Annotated in this window: 21 protein-coding genes and 1 riboswitch; of the genes, 4 read left to right on the plus strand and 17 right to left on the minus strand. The window is 64.4% G+C overall.

The window, feature by feature from the left end; translation table 11 throughout:
• Positions 1–73: 73 nt before the first annotated feature.
• The 3 genes from MSTE_RS25195 to MSTE_RS13095 form a co-directional block, all read right to left on the minus strand.
• Positions 74–211, minus strand: a complete 138-nt coding sequence (locus MSTE_RS25195) for a hypothetical protein (RefSeq protein WP_167455688.1) — start codon at positions 209–211, stop codon at positions 74–76.
• Positions 212–444: 233 nt separating this feature from the next.
• Positions 445–613, minus strand: a riboswitch (M-box (ykoK) riboswitch).
• A gap of 61 nt (positions 614–674) precedes the next feature.
• Positions 675–1,829 carry an SPFH domain-containing protein gene (locus MSTE_RS13090; RefSeq protein ID WP_096501793.1) on the minus strand — a complete coding sequence of 385 codons (1,155 nt, stop codon included), beginning with the start codon at positions 1,827–1,829 and terminating at the stop codon, positions 675–677.
• A 30-nt stretch (positions 1,830–1,859) separates the two neighbouring features.
• Positions 1,860–2,285, minus strand: a complete 426-nt coding sequence (locus MSTE_RS13095; protein WP_096501795.1) for an NfeD family protein — start codon at positions 2,283–2,285, stop codon at positions 1,860–1,862.
• Positions 2,286–2,350: 65 nt separating this feature from the next.
• Between MSTE_RS13095 and MSTE_RS13100 the strand changes: the two genes are divergently transcribed.
• Positions 2,351–3,178 (plus strand): hypothetical protein, encoded by an 828-nt coding sequence (locus MSTE_RS13100; RefSeq protein ID WP_096501797.1) that lies wholly within the window; start codon positions 2,351–2,353, stop codon positions 3,176–3,178.
• Here MSTE_RS13100 and MSTE_RS13105 read toward each other — a convergent pair.
• The 9 genes from MSTE_RS13105 to MSTE_RS13145 all read right to left on the minus strand — a co-directional run bounded on the left by MSTE_RS13105 (position 3,175) and on the right by MSTE_RS13145 (position 12,297).
• Entirely contained in the window at positions 3,175–4,197 is a 1,023-nt protein-coding gene (locus tag MSTE_RS13105) for a ferrochelatase (RefSeq protein ID WP_096501799.1), read from the minus strand. The genes MSTE_RS13100 and MSTE_RS13105 overlap by 4 nt on opposite strands.
• An 8-nt stretch (positions 4,198–4,205) precedes the next feature.
• Positions 4,206–5,015 carry an NADH-dependent enoyl-ACP reductase InhA gene (inhA, locus tag MSTE_RS13110; protein WP_046253835.1) on the minus strand — a complete coding sequence of 270 codons (810 nt, stop codon included), beginning with the start codon at positions 5,013–5,015 and terminating at the stop codon, positions 4,206–4,208.
• A gap of 72 nt (positions 5,016–5,087) precedes the next feature.
• Positions 5,088–5,834 carry a 3-oxoacyl-ACP reductase FabG1 gene (gene fabG1, locus MSTE_RS13115; RefSeq protein ID WP_096501801.1) on the minus strand — a complete coding sequence of 249 codons (747 nt, stop codon included), beginning with the start codon at positions 5,832–5,834 and terminating at the stop codon, positions 5,088–5,090.
• A gap of 74 nt (positions 5,835–5,908) precedes the next feature.
• Positions 5,909–6,919, minus strand: coding sequence for a VWA domain-containing protein (locus tag MSTE_RS13120; RefSeq protein ID WP_096501803.1), 1,011 nt, complete (start codon positions 6,917–6,919; stop codon positions 5,909–5,911).
• Positions 6,916–7,887: a DUF58 domain-containing protein gene (locus tag MSTE_RS13125; protein ID WP_096501805.1), complete on the minus strand. Its 972-nt coding sequence runs from the start codon at positions 7,885–7,887 to the stop codon at positions 6,916–6,918. Before MSTE_RS13125 ends, MSTE_RS13120 begins: the two co-directional genes overlap by 4 nt.
• Positions 7,884–9,029 (minus strand): chaperone MoxR1, encoded by a 1,146-nt coding sequence (gene moxR1 / locus MSTE_RS13130; RefSeq protein ID WP_096501807.1) that lies wholly within the window; start codon positions 9,027–9,029, stop codon positions 7,884–7,886. Before moxR1 ends, MSTE_RS13125 begins: the two co-directional genes overlap by 4 nt.
• 184 nt (positions 9,030–9,213) lie before the next feature.
• The gene (locus tag MSTE_RS13135; protein ID WP_096505829.1) at positions 9,214–9,936 is read right to left on the minus strand and encodes an NlpC/P60 family protein; all 723 of its coding nucleotides are present in this window, start codon (positions 9,934–9,936) and stop codon (positions 9,214–9,216) included.
• Between the two features lie 38 nt (positions 9,937–9,974).
• Positions 9,975–11,423, minus strand: a complete 1,449-nt coding sequence (locus MSTE_RS13140; protein WP_096505831.1) for an NlpC/P60 family protein — start codon at positions 11,421–11,423, stop codon at positions 9,975–9,977.
• A gap of 316 nt (positions 11,424–11,739) precedes the next feature.
• Positions 11,740–12,297, minus strand: a complete 558-nt coding sequence (locus tag MSTE_RS13145) for an Rv1476 family membrane protein (protein ID WP_096501809.1) — start codon at positions 12,295–12,297, stop codon at positions 11,740–11,742.
• A gap of 269 nt (positions 12,298–12,566) precedes the next feature.
• Between MSTE_RS13145 and acnA the strand changes: the two genes are divergently transcribed.
• Genes acnA through MSTE_RS13160 form a run of 3 tightly spaced genes read left to right on the plus strand, consistent with a single transcriptional unit; the run spans position 12,567 to position 16,459 of the window.
• Positions 12,567–15,356 (plus strand): aconitate hydratase AcnA, encoded by a 2,790-nt coding sequence (gene acnA / locus MSTE_RS13150; protein ID WP_096501811.1) that lies wholly within the window; start codon positions 12,567–12,569, stop codon positions 15,354–15,356.
• A gap of 16 nt (positions 15,357–15,372) precedes the next feature.
• Positions 15,373–15,945, plus strand: a complete 573-nt coding sequence (locus tag MSTE_RS13155; RefSeq protein WP_096501813.1) for a TetR/AcrR family transcriptional regulator — start codon at positions 15,373–15,375, stop codon at positions 15,943–15,945.
• Entirely contained in the window at positions 15,929–16,459 is a 531-nt protein-coding gene (locus tag MSTE_RS13160) for a DinB family protein (RefSeq protein ID WP_096501815.1), read from the plus strand. The genes MSTE_RS13155 and MSTE_RS13160 overlap by 17 nt, the downstream gene beginning before the upstream one ends.
• On the opposite strand, the gene MSTE_RS13165 is transcribed toward MSTE_RS13160, so the two are convergent.
• The 5 genes from MSTE_RS13165 to MSTE_RS13185 all read right to left on the minus strand — a co-directional run bounded on the left by MSTE_RS13165 (position 16,456) and on the right by MSTE_RS13185 (position 20,578).
• Positions 16,456–17,025, minus strand: coding sequence for a hypothetical protein (locus MSTE_RS13165; protein WP_096501817.1), 570 nt, complete (start codon positions 17,023–17,025; stop codon positions 16,456–16,458). The genes MSTE_RS13160 and MSTE_RS13165 overlap by 4 nt on opposite strands.
• A 79-nt stretch (positions 17,026–17,104) precedes the next feature.
• Positions 17,105–17,737 (minus strand): AMIN-like domain-containing (lipo)protein, encoded by a 633-nt coding sequence (locus MSTE_RS13170; protein WP_096501819.1) that lies wholly within the window; start codon positions 17,735–17,737, stop codon positions 17,105–17,107.
• 64 nt (positions 17,738–17,801) lie between these two features.
• Complete coding sequence (locus tag MSTE_RS13175; RefSeq protein WP_096501821.1) at positions 17,802–17,984, minus strand: helix-turn-helix domain-containing protein; 183 nt, start codon at positions 17,982–17,984, stop codon at positions 17,802–17,804.
• Between the two features lie 118 nt (positions 17,985–18,102).
• The gene (locus tag MSTE_RS13180; protein ID WP_096501823.1) at positions 18,103–19,731 is read right to left on the minus strand and encodes an ABC-F family ATP-binding cassette domain-containing protein; all 1,629 of its coding nucleotides are present in this window, start codon (positions 19,729–19,731) and stop codon (positions 18,103–18,105) included.
• Between the two features lie 37 nt (positions 19,732–19,768).
• Complete coding sequence (locus tag MSTE_RS13185) at positions 19,769–20,578, minus strand: enoyl-CoA hydratase (RefSeq protein ID WP_096501825.1); 810 nt, start codon at positions 20,576–20,578, stop codon at positions 19,769–19,771.
• Positions 20,579–20,624: the final 46 nt, after the last annotated feature.

The following is a 20,624-nucleotide window of genomic DNA, read 5'->3' on the forward strand; positions in this document are numbered from 1 at the left end:
CCTCGAATGAATTCCGAATGTCCACGCACTGTGAATCGACTGTGCGTGGATGCGATGGCGATGCCCCTCGCGGCTACCGCGGTGGGTGCGCTCCGAGAGATGCCGAGACGACCGCCAGCGGCGAGTACGCCAATTGGAGATTGGCGCGCTCTTGCGGGGTCAGCCGGTGCCGTGTCCACAGCCGGCGTACTGCGTGGAATGTGGTGCTCATGATCGGACTCCTTTTGGGAAGCCGCATACCTGAACGCAAACGTCAAACACGTTGACTAGAGCGAGGATTCACCCTCGAATGAGCAGCAAGGTATGCGGCAGCTGTTGTCTATGCGGACTATCGCCGGATATCACGGTTGTGCCTCACCTCCTTGCCGTCGGGGCGCACGAGGGCGCCTGCTGTTCCAGAACAGCGACCACAAGAGGAAATCACCGGACACTCACGGCGTCCGGTACGCACCCCTCTCGTCAGGGCTTCGGCACTACGTGACGTGTCCGCTCGCGGAAGCCACTTCGGGTCATCCCTTAGTCCGGGAAGACCTGTCCTAACCTTGGGCGTCTCTCGACGTCGTCAGATCAGTGGCCTGTATTCACGTAGGAGCCTCACCTAGCAAGGTGCTGAACCGGTACCCATGATGGGCCGGAGAAATCGGCTTGTCAAGCAGACAACGCCCGCGCCGGCATCACGCCCCGGGCAGACCGTGACGGTTCGCCGGATCGATCGCGGGGTCCGATGCCCCGATCTCCTGGGCCGCGGATTGCGCCGCGGCAACCGCCGCAGCGACTTCCGGGGTGGTCTTTGTCTCGAACCATCCGGCAACCTCGGTGGCGTCGTCCTCGGGACGCTCGCTCGACTCATCGGCAGGAGACGGCTCGTAGCGGAACACGCCGTCGGTGCCGGGCGCGCCCAGCAACTTGGTGAACCCCTGCAATGCCGAGCCGAAGTCGCTGGGAATGAGCCATACCTTGTTGGCTTCACCCTGAGCCATCTTCGGCAGTGTCTGTAAATACTGATATGCCAACAACTCCGGAGTGGGCTTGCCGGATTTCACTGCGGCAAAGACCTTTTCGATGGCTTTGGCCTGACCCTGAGCCTGCAGATACTGAGCGGCGCGCTCACCCTCGGCACGCAGGATGCGGGACTGGCGTTCACCTTCGGCGGCCAGAATCGCCGACTGCCGCGAGCCTTCGGCGGCCAGGATCTGGGCCTGCTTTTGCCCCTCCGCCGACAGGATCGCGGCCTGCCTGGCACCTTCGGCCGATAGGATCATGGCGCGCTTCTCGCGGTCGGCCTTCATCTGCTTTTCCATCGATTCCTGCACCGAAGGCGGCGGGTCGATGGATCGCAACTCGACGCGCGCGACGCGTAGGCCCCACCGCCCGGTGGCCTCGTCGAGTACACCACGCAGCTGGCCGTTGATCTGATCGCGTGAGGTCAGCGTCTGCTCCAGCGTCATGCCACCGACCACATTGCGCAGCGTGGTGGTGGTGAGCTGTTCCACACCGACGATGTAGTTGCTGATCTCGTACACCGCAGCCTGCGGATTGGTGACTTGGAAGTAGACGACGGTGTCGATGTTCACCGTCAGGTTGTCCTCGGTGATCACCGGTTGGGGCGGGAAGGACACCACCCGCTCACGCAGATCAACCTTGGCCCGAATGCGGTCGACGAACGGCACCAGAATGGTCAACTGCCCGCTCACGGTCTTCGAGTACCGCCCCAGACGCTCGATCACCGCGGCTTCCGCTTGCGGGACGAGTGCCACGGACTTCAGCACGATGGTGACGCCCAGGATGATCAAGACGATCAGCACAAAGGCTCCGGCAGCTACTCCCATACCCGTACTCCTGTCACTGAGATTCTTGCGCTAGATCTTCTCGACAACCGCCGTCGCGCCGTCGATTTGAACAACCGTCACCGTCTCACCCTGCTCGAATCGCCCAGACTTCTCCAGGCTGCGGGCGGACCACATCTCGCCGCCGAGTCGAACCAGCCCGTGGACGTCATCGACCGGTTCAATCACAATGGCACTCTTGCCCTCCAACGCCTTGGCGTTGGTGTGCAGGATCGGGCCTGCCGTTAGCCGCTTGCGCAGAGCAGGCCGCACGCCGACCAGCAGAATGACCGCGCTGATGACGAAGACCAGCCCCTCTGCCCACAACGGCATGTCAAACACCCAGCCGGCACCGGCCGTGATCAGGGCCGAACCGCCAAGCATCAACAGGAACATGTCACCTGTCATCAGTTCGGCGGCCGCAAGCAGGATGCCTGCGACGAGCCACACAATCGGCATGCGTCCACATTAGACCGCGTGGGCAACTGGTGGGGGCGGATACGGGGCCTTAGACTGCGAGCACTATGGCGAATCCGAGTGTGTCCCTGGCGGTGTGGGCAAGCGCGTGGCTGGCCGGCCGCGCGGCTCCCGACGACGTCATTGATGCCCTTATCGCCTGGGCGCCACGACATTTGGTCACGGCCTACGACGCCGTCGCGGCCGGTCACACAGGGCTTTCGTGGCCTGATATGGACGACAACGGCCCCATCGGCCTACTCCAGACGGTCCGTACCGCGACCGGCCAGCCACACGGAGTACCCGATATCCATGTGATCTTGCCCGCTCCCGGTGACCCCCGCGGCCTGCCCGCCAACACCCAGTTCCAACGTGACGCGATGGAGGCCAGCGAGGCGATTGTGCTCAGCGACCGCCAAAATAACTCCACAGCAATAGGATTGGTTCCCGCTGTGGAGTACGACGAGGATCGCGATGAAACCGTTGGCCTGTCCTGGACCGTGTACTCACTCCCCGCCCGAATCCCAGCACAAGCCGGACCAGATCTTGGGGATGCCGAATATCAACTACGCCAGGCAGTCCGGACTGCCACAGCGACCCTCAACCGCCTCGATCGGGTCGTGGACACAGCAGATGCCGACCCCCGCGCCCTGGTCGAAGAGGTACTTTCCACGCTACGCGGGCACCGACTGCCCGACTACGCGCCACACCGGGCAGTCCGCGTGCTGGATTCGGCCAACCAGGTCGAGGCCATAGCCACCGCGGCGGCCCAGGTCATGGAGTTACCCGGCGCCCTCGATGACGGTGCGGTCGCCGACGTGCTGCGCCCCCTCATCATCCTGGTGCGTGAGGCACGGATGGCCGCCGCGGCCGCCATCATCGAAGCCGCGCGTTAGACCTCCTGGCGACCGCAGCACAGCGGCGAACACAGGGCGCCGTTCACGCTGAACCCGTACCCGGGGACCGGGTTCGCTCCGGCCATACGCCGCGGTGCCGTGCCGTCCGCGATCTCTGCGATCAAGTCGAGCGCCACACGTGCGAATCGCTCGTCCGCACCCGGTGTCGCCGCCCGCGCGAATTCGATGTCGTGTTCGGCCGCGTACTCACGCGCCTCGTTGTCCAAGTCCCACACCACTTCGAGATGGTCCGAGACAAACCCGATCGGTGCTACCACAACCGAGCGAATGTCCCGATCTTTCAGTGCCGCAAGATGATCGACAATGTCGGGTTCTAGCCACGGGACCTGGGGTGGACCAGAGCGGGACTGCCACACCACGTCGTAATCCTGGTAACCGGCCGCGGCCGCAACCAGCTCCGCAAGGTAGCGCACCTGTCGGCTGTACAGATCGGGACCGTGCCGTTGGTCGGCGGCGATGGGGATGGAATGTGCGGTGAACACCAGCCGGGGCGCCTCCCGCATCCCCGACACCGCGGCGGTCACCGCCTCTGCGTACAGCTGCACCAACGCGGGGTGGTCGAAGTACTGACGAAGCTTGACCAGCTCGGGCGCCCCCTCGCCCACCGCGGCCCTGGCCCGTGCAATGTCTTCCACGTACTGGGTGCATCCCGAGTAACCGCCCCAGGCAGAGGTCGTGAAGACCGCTGCGCGGCGAACCCCTTTGTCGCGCATGTCGGCAACGGTTTCTTCCACCATGGGGTGCCAGTTGCGGTTGCCGAAGAACACCGGCAGCGGGCGTCCGCTCAGTTCCAGCTGGCGCGAGATCTCAGCGATCAGGGCGCGATTGATGCCGTTGATCGGTGAGACACCGCCAAAATGGAAGTAGTGCTCGGCCACCTCGTCGAGACGTTCCGGCGGAATCCCGCGACCGCGGGTGACGTTCTCCAGAAACGGCCGAACCTCTTGCGGCCCCTCGGGTCCCCCGAAGGACAGCAGAAGCACCGCGTCAAAAAGCATGGGAGCCCCTAGAGCAGCTGAGTGTGCGCGCCGCCGTCGGCGAAGATGATGTCGCCGGTGGTGGCGGGCAGCCAGTCCGAGAGCAGGGCGCACACGGTCTTGGCGACGGGTGTCGGGTCCTTCATGTCCCAACCGATCGGGGCACGCTGGTCCCAACCATCCTCGAGCACGCTCATCTGCTGGCCGGCCTCCTCGCCCAGCGCACCGCCGACGATCGCACTCATGGCCAGCGTCCGGATGGGACCGGCCGCCACCAGATTCGAACGAATGCCGGCCGCACCCGCCTCGCGCGCGACGAACCGGTTTACCGATTCCAGTGCGCTCTTGGCCACGGTCATCCAGTTGTAGAACGGCATCGCGCGGGTCGGGTCGAAGTCCATGCCCACGATGCTGCCGCCCGGGTTCATGATGGGCAGCACGGCCTTGGCCAGGGACGCATACGAGAACGCCGAGATGTGAAAGCCCTTGGCGACGTCCTCGAAGGGGGCCTCGAAAAACGGGTTCAACCCCATGCCGGTCTGCGGCATGAAACCGATGGAGTGCACCACGCCGTCAAGCTTGTTGCCCTCGCCGATCACCTCGGTGACACGGTCGGCAAGGCTGTCCAGGTGCTTCTCGTCCTGCACATTGAGCTCCAGCAGCGGCGCGGGCTCGGGCAGGCGCTGCGTGATGCGCTCGATAAGACGCAACCGGTCGAATCCGGTGAGTACCAGCTGTGCGCCCTGCTCCTGCGCGACCTTCGCGATGTGGAACGCGATCGACGAATCGGTGATGATGCCCGTCACCAGAATCCGCTTGCCCTCAAGTAGCCCTGCCACGATTCTCCTTAGGTAATTGCGGTGGCCACGCGCGTCGCGCCACCACACTGATCGATGTCCGAAAAAGTCCTTCTAGTGGCCCATGCCCATGCCACCATCAACCGGGATGACCGCACCGGAGATGTAACTGGCATCCTCGGACGCCAGGAAGCTGACGACCCCGGCGACCTCGGCGGCAGTGCCCACTCGCTTCGCCGGGATGAATTCCAGTGCGCCCTCCTGAACCCTCTCATCGAGCGCGCGGGTCATCTCGGTGTCGATGAAACCAGGGGCGACCACGTTGGCGGTGACGCCCGCCTTGGAGAGCTCCCGAGCGATCGAGCGCGCCAGGCCGATGACACCGGCCTTGGAAGCCGCGTAGTTGGCCTGGTTACCGATTCCCCACGTACCGGAAACCGAACCGATGAAGATCATCCGGCCGAAGCGCTTCCGCTGCATAGTGCGCGAGGCGCGCTGGGCCACCCGAAACGCCCCGGTCAGGTTCGCATTGATGACCTGCTCGAACTTCTCCTCGGTCATGCGCATCAAGAATGCGTCCTGCGCAATGCCGGCGTTGGATACCAACACCTCGACAGCTCCCTGATGCTCTTCGACCTCTTTGAAGGCCCGGTCGACGGCATCGTTGTCGGTGACATCGCACTCCACTCCGAACAAGCCCTCGGGCACCCCGGATCCGCGGTGAGTCACCGCCACCTTATGCCCGTCAGCGGCAAGACGTTGCGCGATCGCAAGGCCGATACCCCGGTTGCCACCGGTAACCAATACAGAACGAGAGACAAAGTCGGGACGGGTGGCGCCAGCGCCGAGAGCATCAGACATGGAACCCAACTTATCGTCTTCTTAAACTTCTTCCTAAACGACTGGCCCAAACGAGCCGCCATGCGAATGCCGACTCAGTTGGGCAGACGCCGGTTGATCACCAACCCGACGAAGGCCGCTGCGAGCACCAGCAGAGCACCCAAACGCAACCATCCGACACTGGCGTCGCCGCGGATGGTCTCGTACCCGATCTGCTGCTGGAGGTTCGCGTACACCTCCTTGAGCTGGCCGAGTGTGGAGGCCGTATAGGTCTCTCCACCCGACAACTTGGCCACCTTCTCCATCATGTCGGGGGCGTACGGCACGTTCTGACGCTGCCCGTTGATCTCGACATACCCGTCCTTGGTGCCGAACGCGATCGTCGAAATCGGCACCTGCTGATCCTTGGCGGTGCGGGCCGCCGTGTAGGCGCCCTTGGGGTTGTCCGGGTTCGACGGCACCGTTTCCTTACCGTCGGACATCAACACGATGCGCGCCGGGGGCGGCTTGTCGCCGCCGCCGATGACCGCACCGACCGTAGCGATGGCCTGCAGCGCCGTGAAGATGCCCTCGCCCGTGGCGGTCCGATCCGCAAGCTGGAGGTTGTCCAGGGCGTTTACGGTGGCTTCGCGGTTCGTGGTCGGCGAGACCAGCACCGTCGCGGTACCCGCGTACGCGATCAGACCCAGGTTGATGCCCGGGGTCAGGTTGCGGGCGAACTCCTTACCGGCTTCCTTCGCGGCACCCAGACGGTTGGGGGCGACATCGGTCGATTCCATGGACCGCGAGACGTCGATGACGAGCATGACCACGGCACGATTCCGGGGAATCCGCACGTCATGGCTGGGCCCGGCCAGCGCGATGGTCAGCACCATCAGGCCAACCACCAGCAGCGCAGTGGCTGCGTGACGCCAGGCGCGCGGACGTTTGGGGGCGACAGAATCCAGCAGCTCGGTATTGGCGAATCGCAGCACCCGCTTTTCGCGCAGGTACTGCGCAAACACGTACAGCCCCACCAACGCGGCCACCAGCAGCAGGACCAGGAAGAACCACGGGTGGGTGAAGCCCGTGAGAGTCATCGGCCCGAAGAACGGCAGATCACTCATCGAGCCCCCGCTCCTGTCCCGGCGACCGCACCGCGGCGCTGTTGGGAGACAAATCTCACGATGTCGTTGATCCAGTCACGGTCGGTCCGCAGACTCAAAAGCGGTGCACCGCAACGACGCAATGTGCGTGCCACCTCTTCATGATGCCTTGCCGCCGCCTGTGCGAAATCCCGGCGCAGATTCTCGTCGATCCGGTACTCCTTGGTGATGCCGGTCTCGGCGTCCTGCAGGAGCACCTCACCGATATCCGGAAGCTCCATATCGCGCGGATCGAGCACCTCGATGCCCAACACCTCGTGCCGGGCGCCGATGGCGCGCAACGGCCGCATCCAGTTGATGGGGCCCAGGAAGTCGCTGATGACGACCGCCATGCCGCGGCGGCGTTCCGGGCGCCGCAGTGCGTCTATCGCCAGTGACAGATCGCCACGGACACCCTGTGGCGCCTTCGGCATGGTGGCGATGCTGCGCAGAATGTCCTGCTCATGGGCACGTCCGGACCGCGCCGGTAGACGAACAATCTTGTCCCCGTTGGCAATCAGCGCGCCCAACCGGTTTCCACCACCGCTGTTCAGGAAGATGATGGCGGCTGCTGCCGCCACCGCGAGATCGCGCTTCTCACAGTTAGTCGTCCCGAAATCCAGGCTTGCCGACATGTCGACCACCAGCCAGGTTTCCAGCTCGCGGTCCGCGATCATCTGGCGTACGTGCGGGCTGGTGGTGCGCGCGGTCACCGACCAATCCATCCGACGCACATCGTCACCGGGCTGATACAGCCTGGACTCCCCCGGCTCGGATCCGGGACCGGGAATCAAGCCGAGGTGGTTGCCGTGCAGCACTCCGTCAAGCTTGCGACGGATCTTCAGTTCCAATGTCCGCAACGCCGCCGAGAGCTGCGGATCACGGATCTCACCCCGACGCAGGGACGGGATGTCTACCGGCCGGGCACTGCCCGGACTGGGTGTGCTCACCTGGGCGCGGCGTTATGGGCTGCCGGGGCCGGACCGTTCGTCCCGACCATCGCCAGCGGCACCGAATGCCCTTGCTGCGGAACGGCATTCACCTGCGGCAGGCCCACCGTCTGCAGAATCCGGTTGATGGCGGTGTCAGCGGAAACCTCGTCGGCCAGCGCGTCGTAGCTCATCACCAGGCGGTGACGCAGCACATCCGGGATGACCTCGATGACGTCCTGCGGGATCACATAATCGCGTCCACGAACCAGTGCCAGCGCACGCGCCGACGCGATGATGCCCAGTGAGGCGCGGGGGCTTGCGCCGTAGGAGATCCAGTTGGCGACATCGCCCAGCCCGAACTGCGCCGGGTTGCGGGTGGCCGAGATGACCCGGACCACGTAGTCGACCAGGGCGTGGTGCACGAAGTTGTTGGCGGCCAGATCCTGCAGGCGCAGCAGTGCTTCGGCGGACAGGATCTGCTTGGGCTCCGGCGGCGTGACACCCATCCGGTAGATGATCTCGCGCTCTTCTTCGACGGTCGGGTAGTCGACGTTGATCTTGAAGAGGAAGCGGTCGCGCTGCGCTTCCGGCAGCGGGTACACACCCTCGTTCTCGATCGGGTTCTGTGTGGCCATCACCAGGAACGGCTTGGGCATCGGGTAGGTCTTGCCACCGATGGAGACATGCCGTTCGGCCATGACCTCAAGCAATGCCGACTGCACCTTCGCGGGTGCACGGTTGATCTCGTCGGCCAGCAGGAAGTTGGCCACCACCGGGCCGAGCTCGGTATCGAACTCCTCCTTGCCCTGGCGGTAGATGCGGGTACCGATGATGTCGGTAGGCACCAGGTCCGGGGTGAACTGGACACGCGAGAACGATCCGCCCACCACCTTGGCGAAAGTCTCGACCGCAAGCGTCTTGGCAACACCGGGCACACCTTCGAGCAACACGTGCCCCTTGGCGAGCAGACCGACCAGAATTCGCTCGACGAGCCTGTCCTGACCCACGATGACGCGCTTGACCTCAAAGATGGCGCGCTCAAGGTTCTGTACCTCGGCGGCCAGGGCCGGTGATGTCGCACCCTGCGGGGCGTGCGGCGCGAGGCCGGCGCTTCCGCCGGAGTAACCGGCACCTCCCCCTGGTGACCCTGGTGATGACATCAACTTCCCTCCGGCTCTGCCTGATGATTCCGTGCTACTTCGGTGGCTTCTTGGTGGCCATGTCCATGTGGGCGGCACCCAACCCTGGGCGGCGCCTCCGGTCCACTATTCCAGCATCCCGGGATTTGGTCCACGTACCCGTTCGCTGGCGCGCCGTTCTAGCTCACCTGAGAGATCAGAAGGGCTACCACGCGATGATACGAACGGCGTAAGGAGTCATCCCGCCCGTGCGGACCGGCGACACCGTTACCTTTTCGGCGCTGCCGCTGGCTTCCAGCATCTGACCGTTACCCAGGTAGATCACCACGTGCTGGGAACCGCCCGGTCCGTAGAAGAGGAGATCGCCGCGCTTGGCCTGCGAGACCGGAACCTTCTGGCCCGCGTTGTACTGGTCACCGGAGTACTTGGGCAGCTTCACGCCCGCGGCCGCATACGAGAACATGGTGAAGCCGGAGCAGTCGTAGCCCACCTTGCCCGCGTCGTAGTCGACGCCGCCGCTGGGGCCGCGCACGGTGCCGCCACCCCACGAGTACGGAACACCCAGCTGGGTACCGCCTCGCTGAATCACCGCTTCCACCGCCTGGCGGCCGTACGCGAGGGGACGTCCGGCGCCCGCGGACGCACGATTGCCGCCGATGCCCAATGCACCCAACGCGGTCTGTCCGACCCCCATGACGCCGTTCATGATCTTCGCCGGGTCCGCGCCCTGACTCGGCCCCGCGAAGGGCAGGGTGTTGTCCCAGTCGCCGCCCGACGGGTTCAGTCCCAGGGCGTTGAGAAAGGCAGCACCGACATTGGGGCTGATCGGGTTGTCGTCGGCGGTGGCGCGCGGTACACCCATGAACAGCACCAGAGCGATAGCGATTCCCACGGCGAGTGCGGCACGTAACACGAAGAGGCCCTGCACCTTGAGTAATTTGGTCGTTCTCGCTGCGTTCACCGATTTCACCACTCAATCAGTCTGGTAACAAAGGGCGTCATGCCACTGGTCCGCACCGGCGACACCTTGACCACGTCGCCTGTGTTGGGCGCTTCGAGCATCTGACCGTTGCCGAGGTAGAGAGCAACGTGCTGACTTGCGTTGGGGCCGTAGAAAATCATGTCCCCGCGCTTCATCTGCGCGCTGGGCACCTTGCGCCCGGAGTTGTACTGATACCCGGTGTAGTGCCTCAGTCTGATGCCGACCGCGGCAAAGCCGTACATCATGAGCCCGGAGCAGTCGTATCCAACAGTTCCTGCGCCGGAATCGATTCCGCGGGTCGGGCCGTTGTACGAACCACCGCCCCACGAGTACGGCGTGCCCATCGCGCTGCCCGCGCGGGCAATCACCCGCTCCACGTTTTCCCGGCCGTAAACCTTGGGGATGTACTCGCCGCCCTCACTGGAGGCTGCCGCCGCCGGGGCCGCCTTGGGGCAGAACATGCCGATCACTCCGCACACCGCGGACTGGCCGACGTTGGCGGCGGTGTTGCCGATACCCAACACCATGTTGATGGTCTGCGTCGGATCGGTAGGCACGTTGGCGCTGGCGATCATCGGGAGCGTCGTATCCCATTGACTAGCCGATGCAGCCGAGGCCACAGCCGCCGGAGCCGAAGTCCATTCGTTGCCGTTACCGGCGATGGCGGCGGCCGGATCGATGACACGAGCGCTCGCCGTAGAGGTGGCGAACGCCGGGCCCCGGGCCGCACTCAGCTGCGCCTCGGCGCTCTTCTTCTTTTCCGCCAGTTCCGAGGCTATGCCGCGCTGGGATTCCAGCTTCTTCTGCACGTCGTGCATCGCAGCCACCAGATCGTCCTGCTGTTTCTGCGCATCCGCAGTCGCCTGGTCGGCTTTCTCCTGAATGGCCCGCGCCTGTGATTGCTTGTTCACCTGCTCGGTACGTGCCCGGCGCAGGTTGTCCATGACGGTTTGCGAGCTCGACTCCACGCTCTTGGTCACCGAGGCAAGGCGCACCACGTCGTCGGGATTGGTCGCTGTCAGATATGAGCCAGACGGCCCTGCCATATAGGTGGCCACGGCCATCCGGTCGAACTTGCCCTGCGCCTCGGCGATCGCACCGTTGGCGGTGTCGACCGCGCGCTGACCTTCTTCAACCGCCTGACCTGCCGCGGCGGCGTTATCGCGCGCGTCCTGCAGATCGACCAAGCCTTTGTTGATGGATTCCTGCTGGGTCTGCACATCCGCGGTGAGCTGTTCGATCTGCTGGTTGGTGTCGGCCAATTGACTGATCAGCGAGGCCATGTCGTTCGGCTCGGCGGAGGTTACGGGCAGCGTTGTGGGCCACATCATCAGACTGGCGGTCAACAGCGGCGGCACCAGCGCAACTACCGCGGTTCGTTTGCCACGCACCGCGAAACGGTCCGCGAATTGCTGCGGGACTGTCCGTTTCATACGGTCTGCCGTCTCCTCGATCTTCGGCGTGCGGCGAGCCTTCTCGGTCATAGCGGCCCTTCCCCGACACGCTCCCAGTTGTCACATAAGACGCACTAACCACTTTGGCGCCACTTGCACCGTACGTCACTTTTGCAACTAATGAAACTTTAGTCACAAATTACAAAGTTGTAATTAATTGGCCCCTGACGGGCAATTGGCAACACGTCTTCTGACGGTTAATTGCTTCGAATTGAATACCGGCAGATCATCCCGGTTCCATACTGCGCGCGGCTATTTCATGAAAAAACAGGCTGCGCGAATGGTTTGCAAATCGTTACTTAACCGAGTCATTCGCGAATCGGCCACGCACGAGCGCAATTCCGGCGCAGACCGCCGCGACGAGCAGGACAAGCACAATGGTCAGCGCCGTCCATGAGAAGTGCTCGCGCCCGATCTCGTTCACGAAGTTGTTCGCAGACAGCACGGGGTTGCCCGTCTTGGCGACGTCCTGCCCGGCCTCCAGCGTCACCCTGTCGAACGTGGCGCTGTAGGTGCCGGCGTAGGACGGGCTGATGACCAGGACCGTCGAGTCCGGATGGTCCTTACCGATCTCAGTGGCGATATCGCGCAGCGGTGTATCGATCCAGGGATTGTTGGGAAGCGCCACGACCTTCAGGTCGATGTTCTTGGCGTGCGCCTTCGCGATGACATCCTTCAATCCGCTGACATCCGCCGACGGGGCGGCGACCCCATCCTCGTTGACATCCGCGCGTGCCATCTCCAGACACTTGATCGACCAGCCGAGCGGATCGGTGCCCGCGGTCTCGACTGACACGCCCACCGCCTGGCACAGCTCGGCGGGGATGAAGGTGGGCAAGTGCTGCGGCGTCACGCGATCAATCTAACCCGCAGCGAGCGCGGCGTTGCGCAGGTCGACCCGCAGCATTTCGCGTGCATAACGACACCCCGGCCGACAGTGGCGGATGCCACGACGGGAATGGCGGGTGAAATTTGGGCATCCCCCTTATTACGGGACAAGCGTACTGTTAGACTATCGATGGAAGGCAGCCATCTGCGGTGGCGCCTCCGGAACCCCGCCTGGCACAGCCCGCCGGCGGGTGACCTTCGAGCTCTGGAGCTGATGTGACTAGCAATGAATCGGTGAATTCCTTCGGCGCGCGCGGCACTCTGCAGGTTGGCGATGAGTCGTACGAGATCTTCCGCCTCAATGCCGTGCCCGGTACCGAGAAACTGCCCTACAGCCTGAAGGTGTTGGCGGAGAACCTATTACGCACCGAAGACGGCGCAAACATCACCAAGGACCACGTGCTGGCGCTGGCCAACTGGGACCCCTCGGCCGAGCCGAGCGTCGAGATCCAGTTCACCCCGGCCCGCGTGGTCATGCAGGACTTCACCGGTGTGCCCTGCGTGGTCGACCTGGCCACCATGCGTGAAGCAGTGGCGGCACTGGGCGGCGATCCCGACAAGGTGAACCCGCTCTCCCCCGCCGAGATGGTCATCGACCACTCCGTGATCCTGGACGTCTTCGGCACCGCCGACGCCTTCGAGCGCAACGTCGAACTCGAGTACGAGCGCAATGCCGAGCGTTACCAGTTCTTACGTTGGGGCCAGGGCGCTTTCGACGATTTCAAGGTCGTCCCCCCGGGCACCGGCATCGTGCACCAGGTGAACATCGAGTACCTGGCCCGCACCATCTTCACGCGCAACGGCCAGGCCTACCCGGACACCTGTGTGGGTACCGACTCGCACACCACCATGGTCAACGGTCTCGGCGTCCTCGGCTGGGGTGTCGGTGGTATCGAGGCCGAAGCCGCCATGCTCGGCCAGCCGGTCTCGATGCTCATCCCCCGTGTGGTCGGCTTCAAGCTCACCGGTGAGATCCAGCCGGGCGTCACCGCCACCGACGTGGTGCTGACCGTCACCGACATGCTGCGCAAGCACGGTGTGGTGGGCAAGTTCGTCGAGTTCTACGGCAAGGGCGTGGCCGAGGTCCCGCTGGCCAACCGCGCCACCCTGGGCAACATGAGCCCCGAATTCGGTTCTACCGCAGCGATCTTCCCCATCGACGACGAGACCATCAACTACCTGCGCCTCACCGGCCGCGATGACCAGCAGCTCGCGCTGGTCGAGGCGTACGCCAAGGAACAGGGCATGTGGCACGACGCCGACCACGAGCCGGCCTTCTCGGAGTACCTGGAACTCGACCTCGCCACCGTGGTGCCCTCCATCTCCGGGCCCAAGCGTCCGCAGGACCGCATCGAGCTGTCCGACGCGAAGAATGCGTTCCGCAAGGACATCCACAACTACGTGGAAGAGAACCACCCCGCTCCTCACACGAACCTCGATGAGGCCGTTGAAGAGTCGTTCCCGGCAAGCGATGCCGCGGTGCTGTCCTTCGCCGAGGACGATGCCGTCGTGCCGTCCGCGGCGAATGGCGCGGAGGGCCGGCCGACCAAGCCGGTTACGGTGAAGTCCGCCGAGCGCGGCAACTTCGTGCTGGACCACGGCGCGGTTGTCGTCGCGGGCATCACCTCGTGCACCAACACCTCCAACCCCTCGGTGATGCTGGGCGCTGCCCTGCTGGCCAAGAAGGCCGTCGAGAAGGGCCTGACCACCAAGCCGTGGGTCAAGACCAACATGGCTCCGGGATCGCAGGTCGTCACCGACTACTACAACAAGGCGGGCGTATGGCCCTACCTGGAGAAGCTCGGTTACTACCTGGGCGGCTACGGCTGCACCACATGCATCGGTAACACCGGCCCGCTGCCCGACGAGATTTCCAAGGCGATCAACGACAACGACCTGTCGGTCACCGCGGTGCTTTCGGGTAACCGCAACTTCGAGGGCCGCATCTCCCCCGACGTCAAGATGAACTACCTGGCCTCCCCGCCACTGGTCATCGCCTACGGCATCGCGGGCACCATGGACTTCGACTTCGACACCGACCCACTGGGACAGGACCACGACGGCAACGACGTCTACCTGAAGGACATCTGGCCCAGCGCCTCGGAGATCGAGGAGACCATCGCCTCGTCGATCAACCGCGAGATGTTCACCAACTCCTACGCCGATGTCTTCAAGGGCGACGAGCGCTGGCGCGGTCTGCCCACCCCCGAGGGCAACACCTTCGAGTGGGTCGACACGTCCACCTACGTGCGCAAGGCGCCCTACTTCGACGGGATGCCGCTGGAGCCCACGCCGGTCACCGATATCAAGGGTGCGCGCGTGCTGGCGCTACTCGGCGACTCGGTGACCACCGACCACATCTCACCGGCCGGTTCGATCAAGTCGGGCACCCCGGCGGCGCAGTACCTCGACGAGCACGGTGTGGACCGCAAGGACTACAACTCGCTGGGTTCACGCCGCGGTAACCACGAGGTGATGGTTCGCGGCACGTTCGCGAACATCCGCCTGCGCAACCAGCTGCTGGACGACGTGTCGGGCGGTTACACCCGCGACTTCACCCAGGAGGGTGGCCCGCAGTCGTTCATCTACGACGCCTCGGTGAACTACCAGAAGGCGGGAATCCCACTGGTGGTGCTGGGTGGCAAGGAGTACGGCTCCGGTTCCTCCCGCGACTGGGCGGCCAAGGGCACTCGCCTGCTGGGCGTCAAGGCCGTGATCACCGAGTCGTTCGAGCGCATCCACCGGTCGAATCTGATTGGTATGGGGGTGATTCCGCTCCAGTTCCCGGTCGGAGAATCGGCGGCCTCGCTCAAGCTCGACGGGACCGAGACCTACGACATCAGCGGTATCGAGAAGCTCAACGAGGGCTCGACACCGAAGACCGTGCACGTGACCGCGACCAAGGTCGATGGTTCCAAGGTCGAGTTTGAGGCGGTGGTCCGAATCGACACCCCCGGTGAGGCCGACTACTACCGCAACGGCGGCATCCTGCAGTACGTGCTGCGGAACATGCTGGCCGGCTAGAAACGGCTGACCAACAGTGCCGCGCGTTAGCGAGGATCACCTCGCGGCTCGTCGCCGCCAGATCCTTGATGGCGCGCGGCGCTGTTTTGCCGAGTACGGGTATGACGGCGCCACCGTGCGCCGCCTGGAACACACCATCGGTATGTCGCGGGGGGCGATATTCCACCATTTCCGCGACAAGGACACGCTGTTCTTCGCGCTGGCCCGTGAAGATGCCGAACGGATGGCGAATGTCGCCAGCCGCGAGGGTCTGGTGCAGGTCATGCGCGACATGCTGGCCGACCCGAATCAGTTCGATTGGTTGGCAACGCGTTTGGAGATTGCCCGCAAGCTGCGAAATGATCCCGAATTCCGGCGGGGCTGGAATCAGCGATCTGAAGAACTCAACACCGCCACGCTGGCGCGGCTACAACGCCAGAAGAAGGCGGGCCGGTTGCGCGAGGACGTGCCCAGTGAGGTGATCCTGGGGTATCTGGATCTGGTGCTCGATGGCCTGGTGGCCCGTCTGGCCGCCGGCCAGTCCACCGAAAGCCTCAGCCGCGTCCTGGATCTCGTCGAGGATTCGGTGCGCCGTGCCGATCACTCCTGATACCAAGGACTGGACCTGGGTTCTGGATAACCGCTGCGGGGAATGCGGATTTGACCCAGCGACAACATCTTTCACTCAGATACCCGATATCGTGCGGGAAAACCTGGCGGCATGGCAGCCGGTACTGTCCCGGCCAGAGGCGCGGCAACGGCCCGATGAGCAGACCTGGTCGCCGCTGGAGTACGGCGCGCATGTCCGGGATGTGTTCCGTATCTTCCTGACGAGACTGCAGCTGATGCTCGCCGAGGAGAATCCGCTGTTCGAGAACTGGGACCAGGACAAGACGGCCATCGACGACAGGTACGGCGAACAGGACCCGCGGACGGTGGCCAAGGAGCTGGCTACCGCAGGCGAGGCCATCGCCGCCGCCTTCGCCGAGGTGCCCGCGGGCTCGCTAATGCGCTGCGGAAGGCGAAGTAACGGTTCGGTTTTCACCGTTGAGACGCTGGGTCTGTATTTCGTGCACGACCCGGTGCATCACCTTCACGATGTTTCCCCCCTGCCGTCGGACTAGTGCGGGAAATCGATGACAGCCCGCGCGGGAGTGTCGGCGATGTACGCCACCGGACATTTCGATGCCTGCGCAGCGACCTTCCACGCCATCACGCCGTTCTTGTCCTTGAAGATGTCCGGGTCCTGCAGCAGGCGCGCTGATCGGACCACCGGAGCGCCCGCGGGTGCTCCGAGATCGTTCGGCTGCGGAAAGGACTTCAGCTGCTGGTTCTCGGGGCGGTCCCACGTCCCCAACACGGTGTTGTGTGCCGCGGCGCCGCGGAATGCCACCGCGTACCCGCCGCTCACCGGCGTGACCGAGAACGGTGGTGCCTGCCAGTAGGTGACGGGCCCGGTCGGCGGCGCCAGCTTGTCGGGCCCGAAGCTGAACGTGACCCTGTCGAGTTCGTCAAGGGTTTCGATGCGGACATCGTGCAGGACGTTGGCATAGTTCTCGGCGCCACCATCGGTCAATGTCGGGCACTCCGGCGCGGCTGTGGCCCGCGGGATACCCACGAGCGAGGCGACTACTAGTACAGGCGGTACCAGGTATCGATACATGGTTACGGAATGTACGGCCTCGGGCACCGAACCGCTGGCGTTCGAGCGGTGATTGTCCTGGGTTGCTAACCGTGGCGCAGGCGGTGGTGCCCAATCACAAACTCGACTAGTGCGGGAGATCGATCACGAGACGAGGCGGGTTGGTCAGCGTGCTCACTTGTGGGCAGCGCTGTTTGTTCAGGCCCAATGCCCACCGCACCTTCCCCTCGAAGTCCTCACCCTGCTCGGCTTCCGCCAGGATCGGGAAGTCCTTCGGCTTGATCTCACTCGGCCCCGGATAGGACCGGACGGGCTTATCGGTCTCGTGCGCGGACGCACCGTCGAAGAGCACCCCGAGCAGGGCCGATCCGGCGACGATGACGTTGTCACCCTTGGGGCCCGCGGACACACTGCTGGGGCTGTCCACCGTGTACTTGGGCACTACCAACTGATCCAGCGCCACCTTGCTCTTGGCTTCCGGCCCGAATTCGAAGGTGACCCTGTCGTAGTCGTCCTGCTTGCCCACCCGCACATCCCGCAGCTGCGTGGCCACATTCTTGCCGCCGCCACCGCTGACCGTCTCACATGCCGTGACGCGGAAGGTTTCCGGAGCGGGTGTCGATGTTTGCGGCAACGCCGTCGTGGTGGCCACGGGCGACACCGCCTCATCCACCTGACGCACCTGACCGGCGCAGCCGGATGCCGTCAACGCCGCCAGCGCCAGCACGCCGATGTTCCGGATACCGCCATGTCCTCGCATCACATAACGGTAGCAACAATTGGCGCCCGAAAGCTCAACGGGCACACTGCGTGTCGAACGCCAGTTACACCTTGCGGCCGCGCCGATTCGGGCCGCCGCGCCCACGCAGCGCCGCACCCGATTCCACGAGGGCACGATGCACGTACCCATACGATCGGCCGGCATCCGCAGCAAGTGTGCGGATACTCGCACCCTGCTCGTATGCCGCCTTCAGCTCGACACGTTCCTCGTCGCGCGTTTTGGCCATCGCGACCTCTCTCCCGACTCCATGCCGCGGCCCCGGTGGACTGCGGCTCGACCCGGTTGCACCATAGCGCAAATGTGATCACGCGTGTGTATGAGACGCTTCGGGCGTACGAGGACGGTCAGGCCAGCTCGATGAGGTCTCGGTACTCGTCGGACCAGTAGTCTTCGGTGCCATCCGGCAACAACACGACACGTTGCGGATTTAGTGCCTCGGCGGCCCCCGGGTCGTGGGTGACAAGAACGACGGCGCCGAGGTAACTGCGCAGCGCGTCGAGAACCTGCTCACGCGAGGCCGGATCCAGGTTGTTGGTCGGCTCGTCGAGCAGCAACACATTCGCAGTCGAAGCAACCAGACCGGCCAGGGCCAGACGGGTCTTCTCGCCGCCGGATAACGTCCCAGCAGGCTGTTCCAACTGCGGGCCGCTGAACATGAAGGCGCCCAGGATTCCGCGTAGCTCCTGTTCCCCGGTATCCGGGGCGGCGTGGCGGATGTTCTCCCACACCGTCGCGTGATCATCCAGGGTGTCGTGCTCCTGCGCGAAGTATCCGAGCTTGAGGCCGTGGCCCGGTTCCAGCGCACCGGCATCGGCGGTCTCGGCGCCCGCGAGCAACCGCAACAACGTCGTCTTCCCCGCGCCGTTGAGCCCGAGAACAACGACTCGAGACCCGCGATCGATGGCCAGATCTACCCCGGTGAAGATCTCCAGAGATCCGTAGTTCTTGGTCAGCCCCTTGGCCACCAGTGGCACCCGGCCGCATGCGGCGGGCGTCGGGAACTTGATGCGGGCCACCTTGTCGGCCACCCGCTCCTCGTCGAGTCCGGACAACATCTTCTCGGCTCGGCGCAACATGTTTTGTGCGGCAACGGCTTTGGTTGCCTTGGCGCCCATTTTGGCGGCCTGAGTGCGCAGGGCCGAGGCCTTCTTCTCCGCATTGGCCCGCTCACGCCGACGACGCTGTTCATCCAGCGACCGTGCGTCCAGGTACTTCTGCCAACCCATGTTGTAGACGTCGACCTCGCCGCGGACGGCATCCAGGAACCACACCTTGTTCACCACGTCGGCCAGCAGCTCGACGTTGTGACTGATCACCACGAGCCCGCCTTCGTGGTTTTGCAGGAAGCCGCGCAACCAGCCGATCGAGTCCGCGTCGAGGTGGTTGGTCGGCTCGTCGAGCAGCAGCGTCATGTTCGACCCGGCGCCACCCTCGGCCGCTCCGAACAGAATCCGGGCCAACTCCACACGTCGCCGCTGACCGCCCGAGAGGGTCCGCAGTGGCTGGATCAGCACCCGCTCAGGTAACCCGAGGCTCGAACAGATGCGCGCCGCCTCACTCTCGGCGACATACCCGCCCAGCGAGGAGAAGCGCTCTTCCAGCTGCCCGTAGCGGCGCACCGCCTTATCGCGCTGAGCCTCATCGGCCAGCTCGGCCATCAGCGTCTGCTGCTTCTCCATATCGCTGATGATGGTGTCCAGACCGCGCGCCGACAGCACCCGATCACGCGCCAGCAGATCCAAGTTTCCTTCCTTGGGATCCTGTGGCAGATAACCGATTTCACCGATACGAGATACCGAGCCGGCATACGGTTCACCCTCGCCGGCCAAAATTCTCATCGAGGTGGTCTTGCCCGCCCCGTTACGCCCCACCAGCCCGATACGGTCGCCGGGCTGAATGCGTAACGCGGGGCCCGGCGCGTAGACGAGCGTGCGGGCGCCGGCGCGGACCTCGAGGTCCGTCGCGGTAATCACTACTTACTCCTTGAATGCTGTGTAGCGTCTCGCGCTGTCAGCGCTTGTCTCTAAAGGCCGCTTTACGCTGCTCCTTGCGGGCAGCGGTGGCTTCTTCGAAGTTGTCGGTGAGCAGCCGGACATACAGCTGGCCCAGGCCCTCTTGGTGCATGTGACTTTCCAGGCTAGCGGCGTCCAGCCCACTCCAAATGGTGCGCTTGGTCAATTCGATCCCTGGACGGGAGAACCCGGCGATGCGCTCTCCAATCGCGTAACACTCTTCCAGCAGCGACTCTGAGGCCACCTTGCGGGATACCAAACCGATGCGTTCGGCCTCGTCGGCGTCGACGTCGCGGCCGGTCAACATGATGTCCGAAGCGCGGGACGTGCCGATGGCACGCGGCAGCAGGTAACTCAGGCCCAGCTCACTGGCGGTCAGCCCATTGTTGATACCGGCGGCCCGGAAGTAGGCGGCCTCCGATGCCACCCGGACATCGCAGGCCAGCGCCAGGCACAGGCCACCACCGATGGCGGCCCCGTTGATGGCCGCGATCACCGGCTGATGCATCCGGCGCAGCGTGAGGATGACCTCGTCGAGGAGCTCCATCGAGCGCAGCGCGATAGTCGGCTGGGTCAATCCCCCGATATGCGGGATGGGCCCGGCGGATTTCTGATCGGCGCCCGAACAAAACCCCTTACCGGCCCCGGTGATGATGACGGCGCGCACATCGTTGTCGTGGCTGATGTCGACGAGCATCTGCTTGAAGGGCAGCATCACATCGAACGCCATGGCGTTCATCCGCTCCGGCCGGTTCAGGGTGACCAGGGCAATATCCGGACGCGGACGGTCGACCAGCACGAAACTCATGCGTCCATATAACCGACAGCGGCGGGTTGCACCAAATCGTTTCCGC

The organism is [Mycobacterium] stephanolepidis, from assembly GCF_002356335.1.
Classification (GTDB): Bacteria; Actinomycetota; Actinomycetes; order Mycobacteriales; family Mycobacteriaceae; genus Mycobacterium; species Mycobacterium stephanolepidis.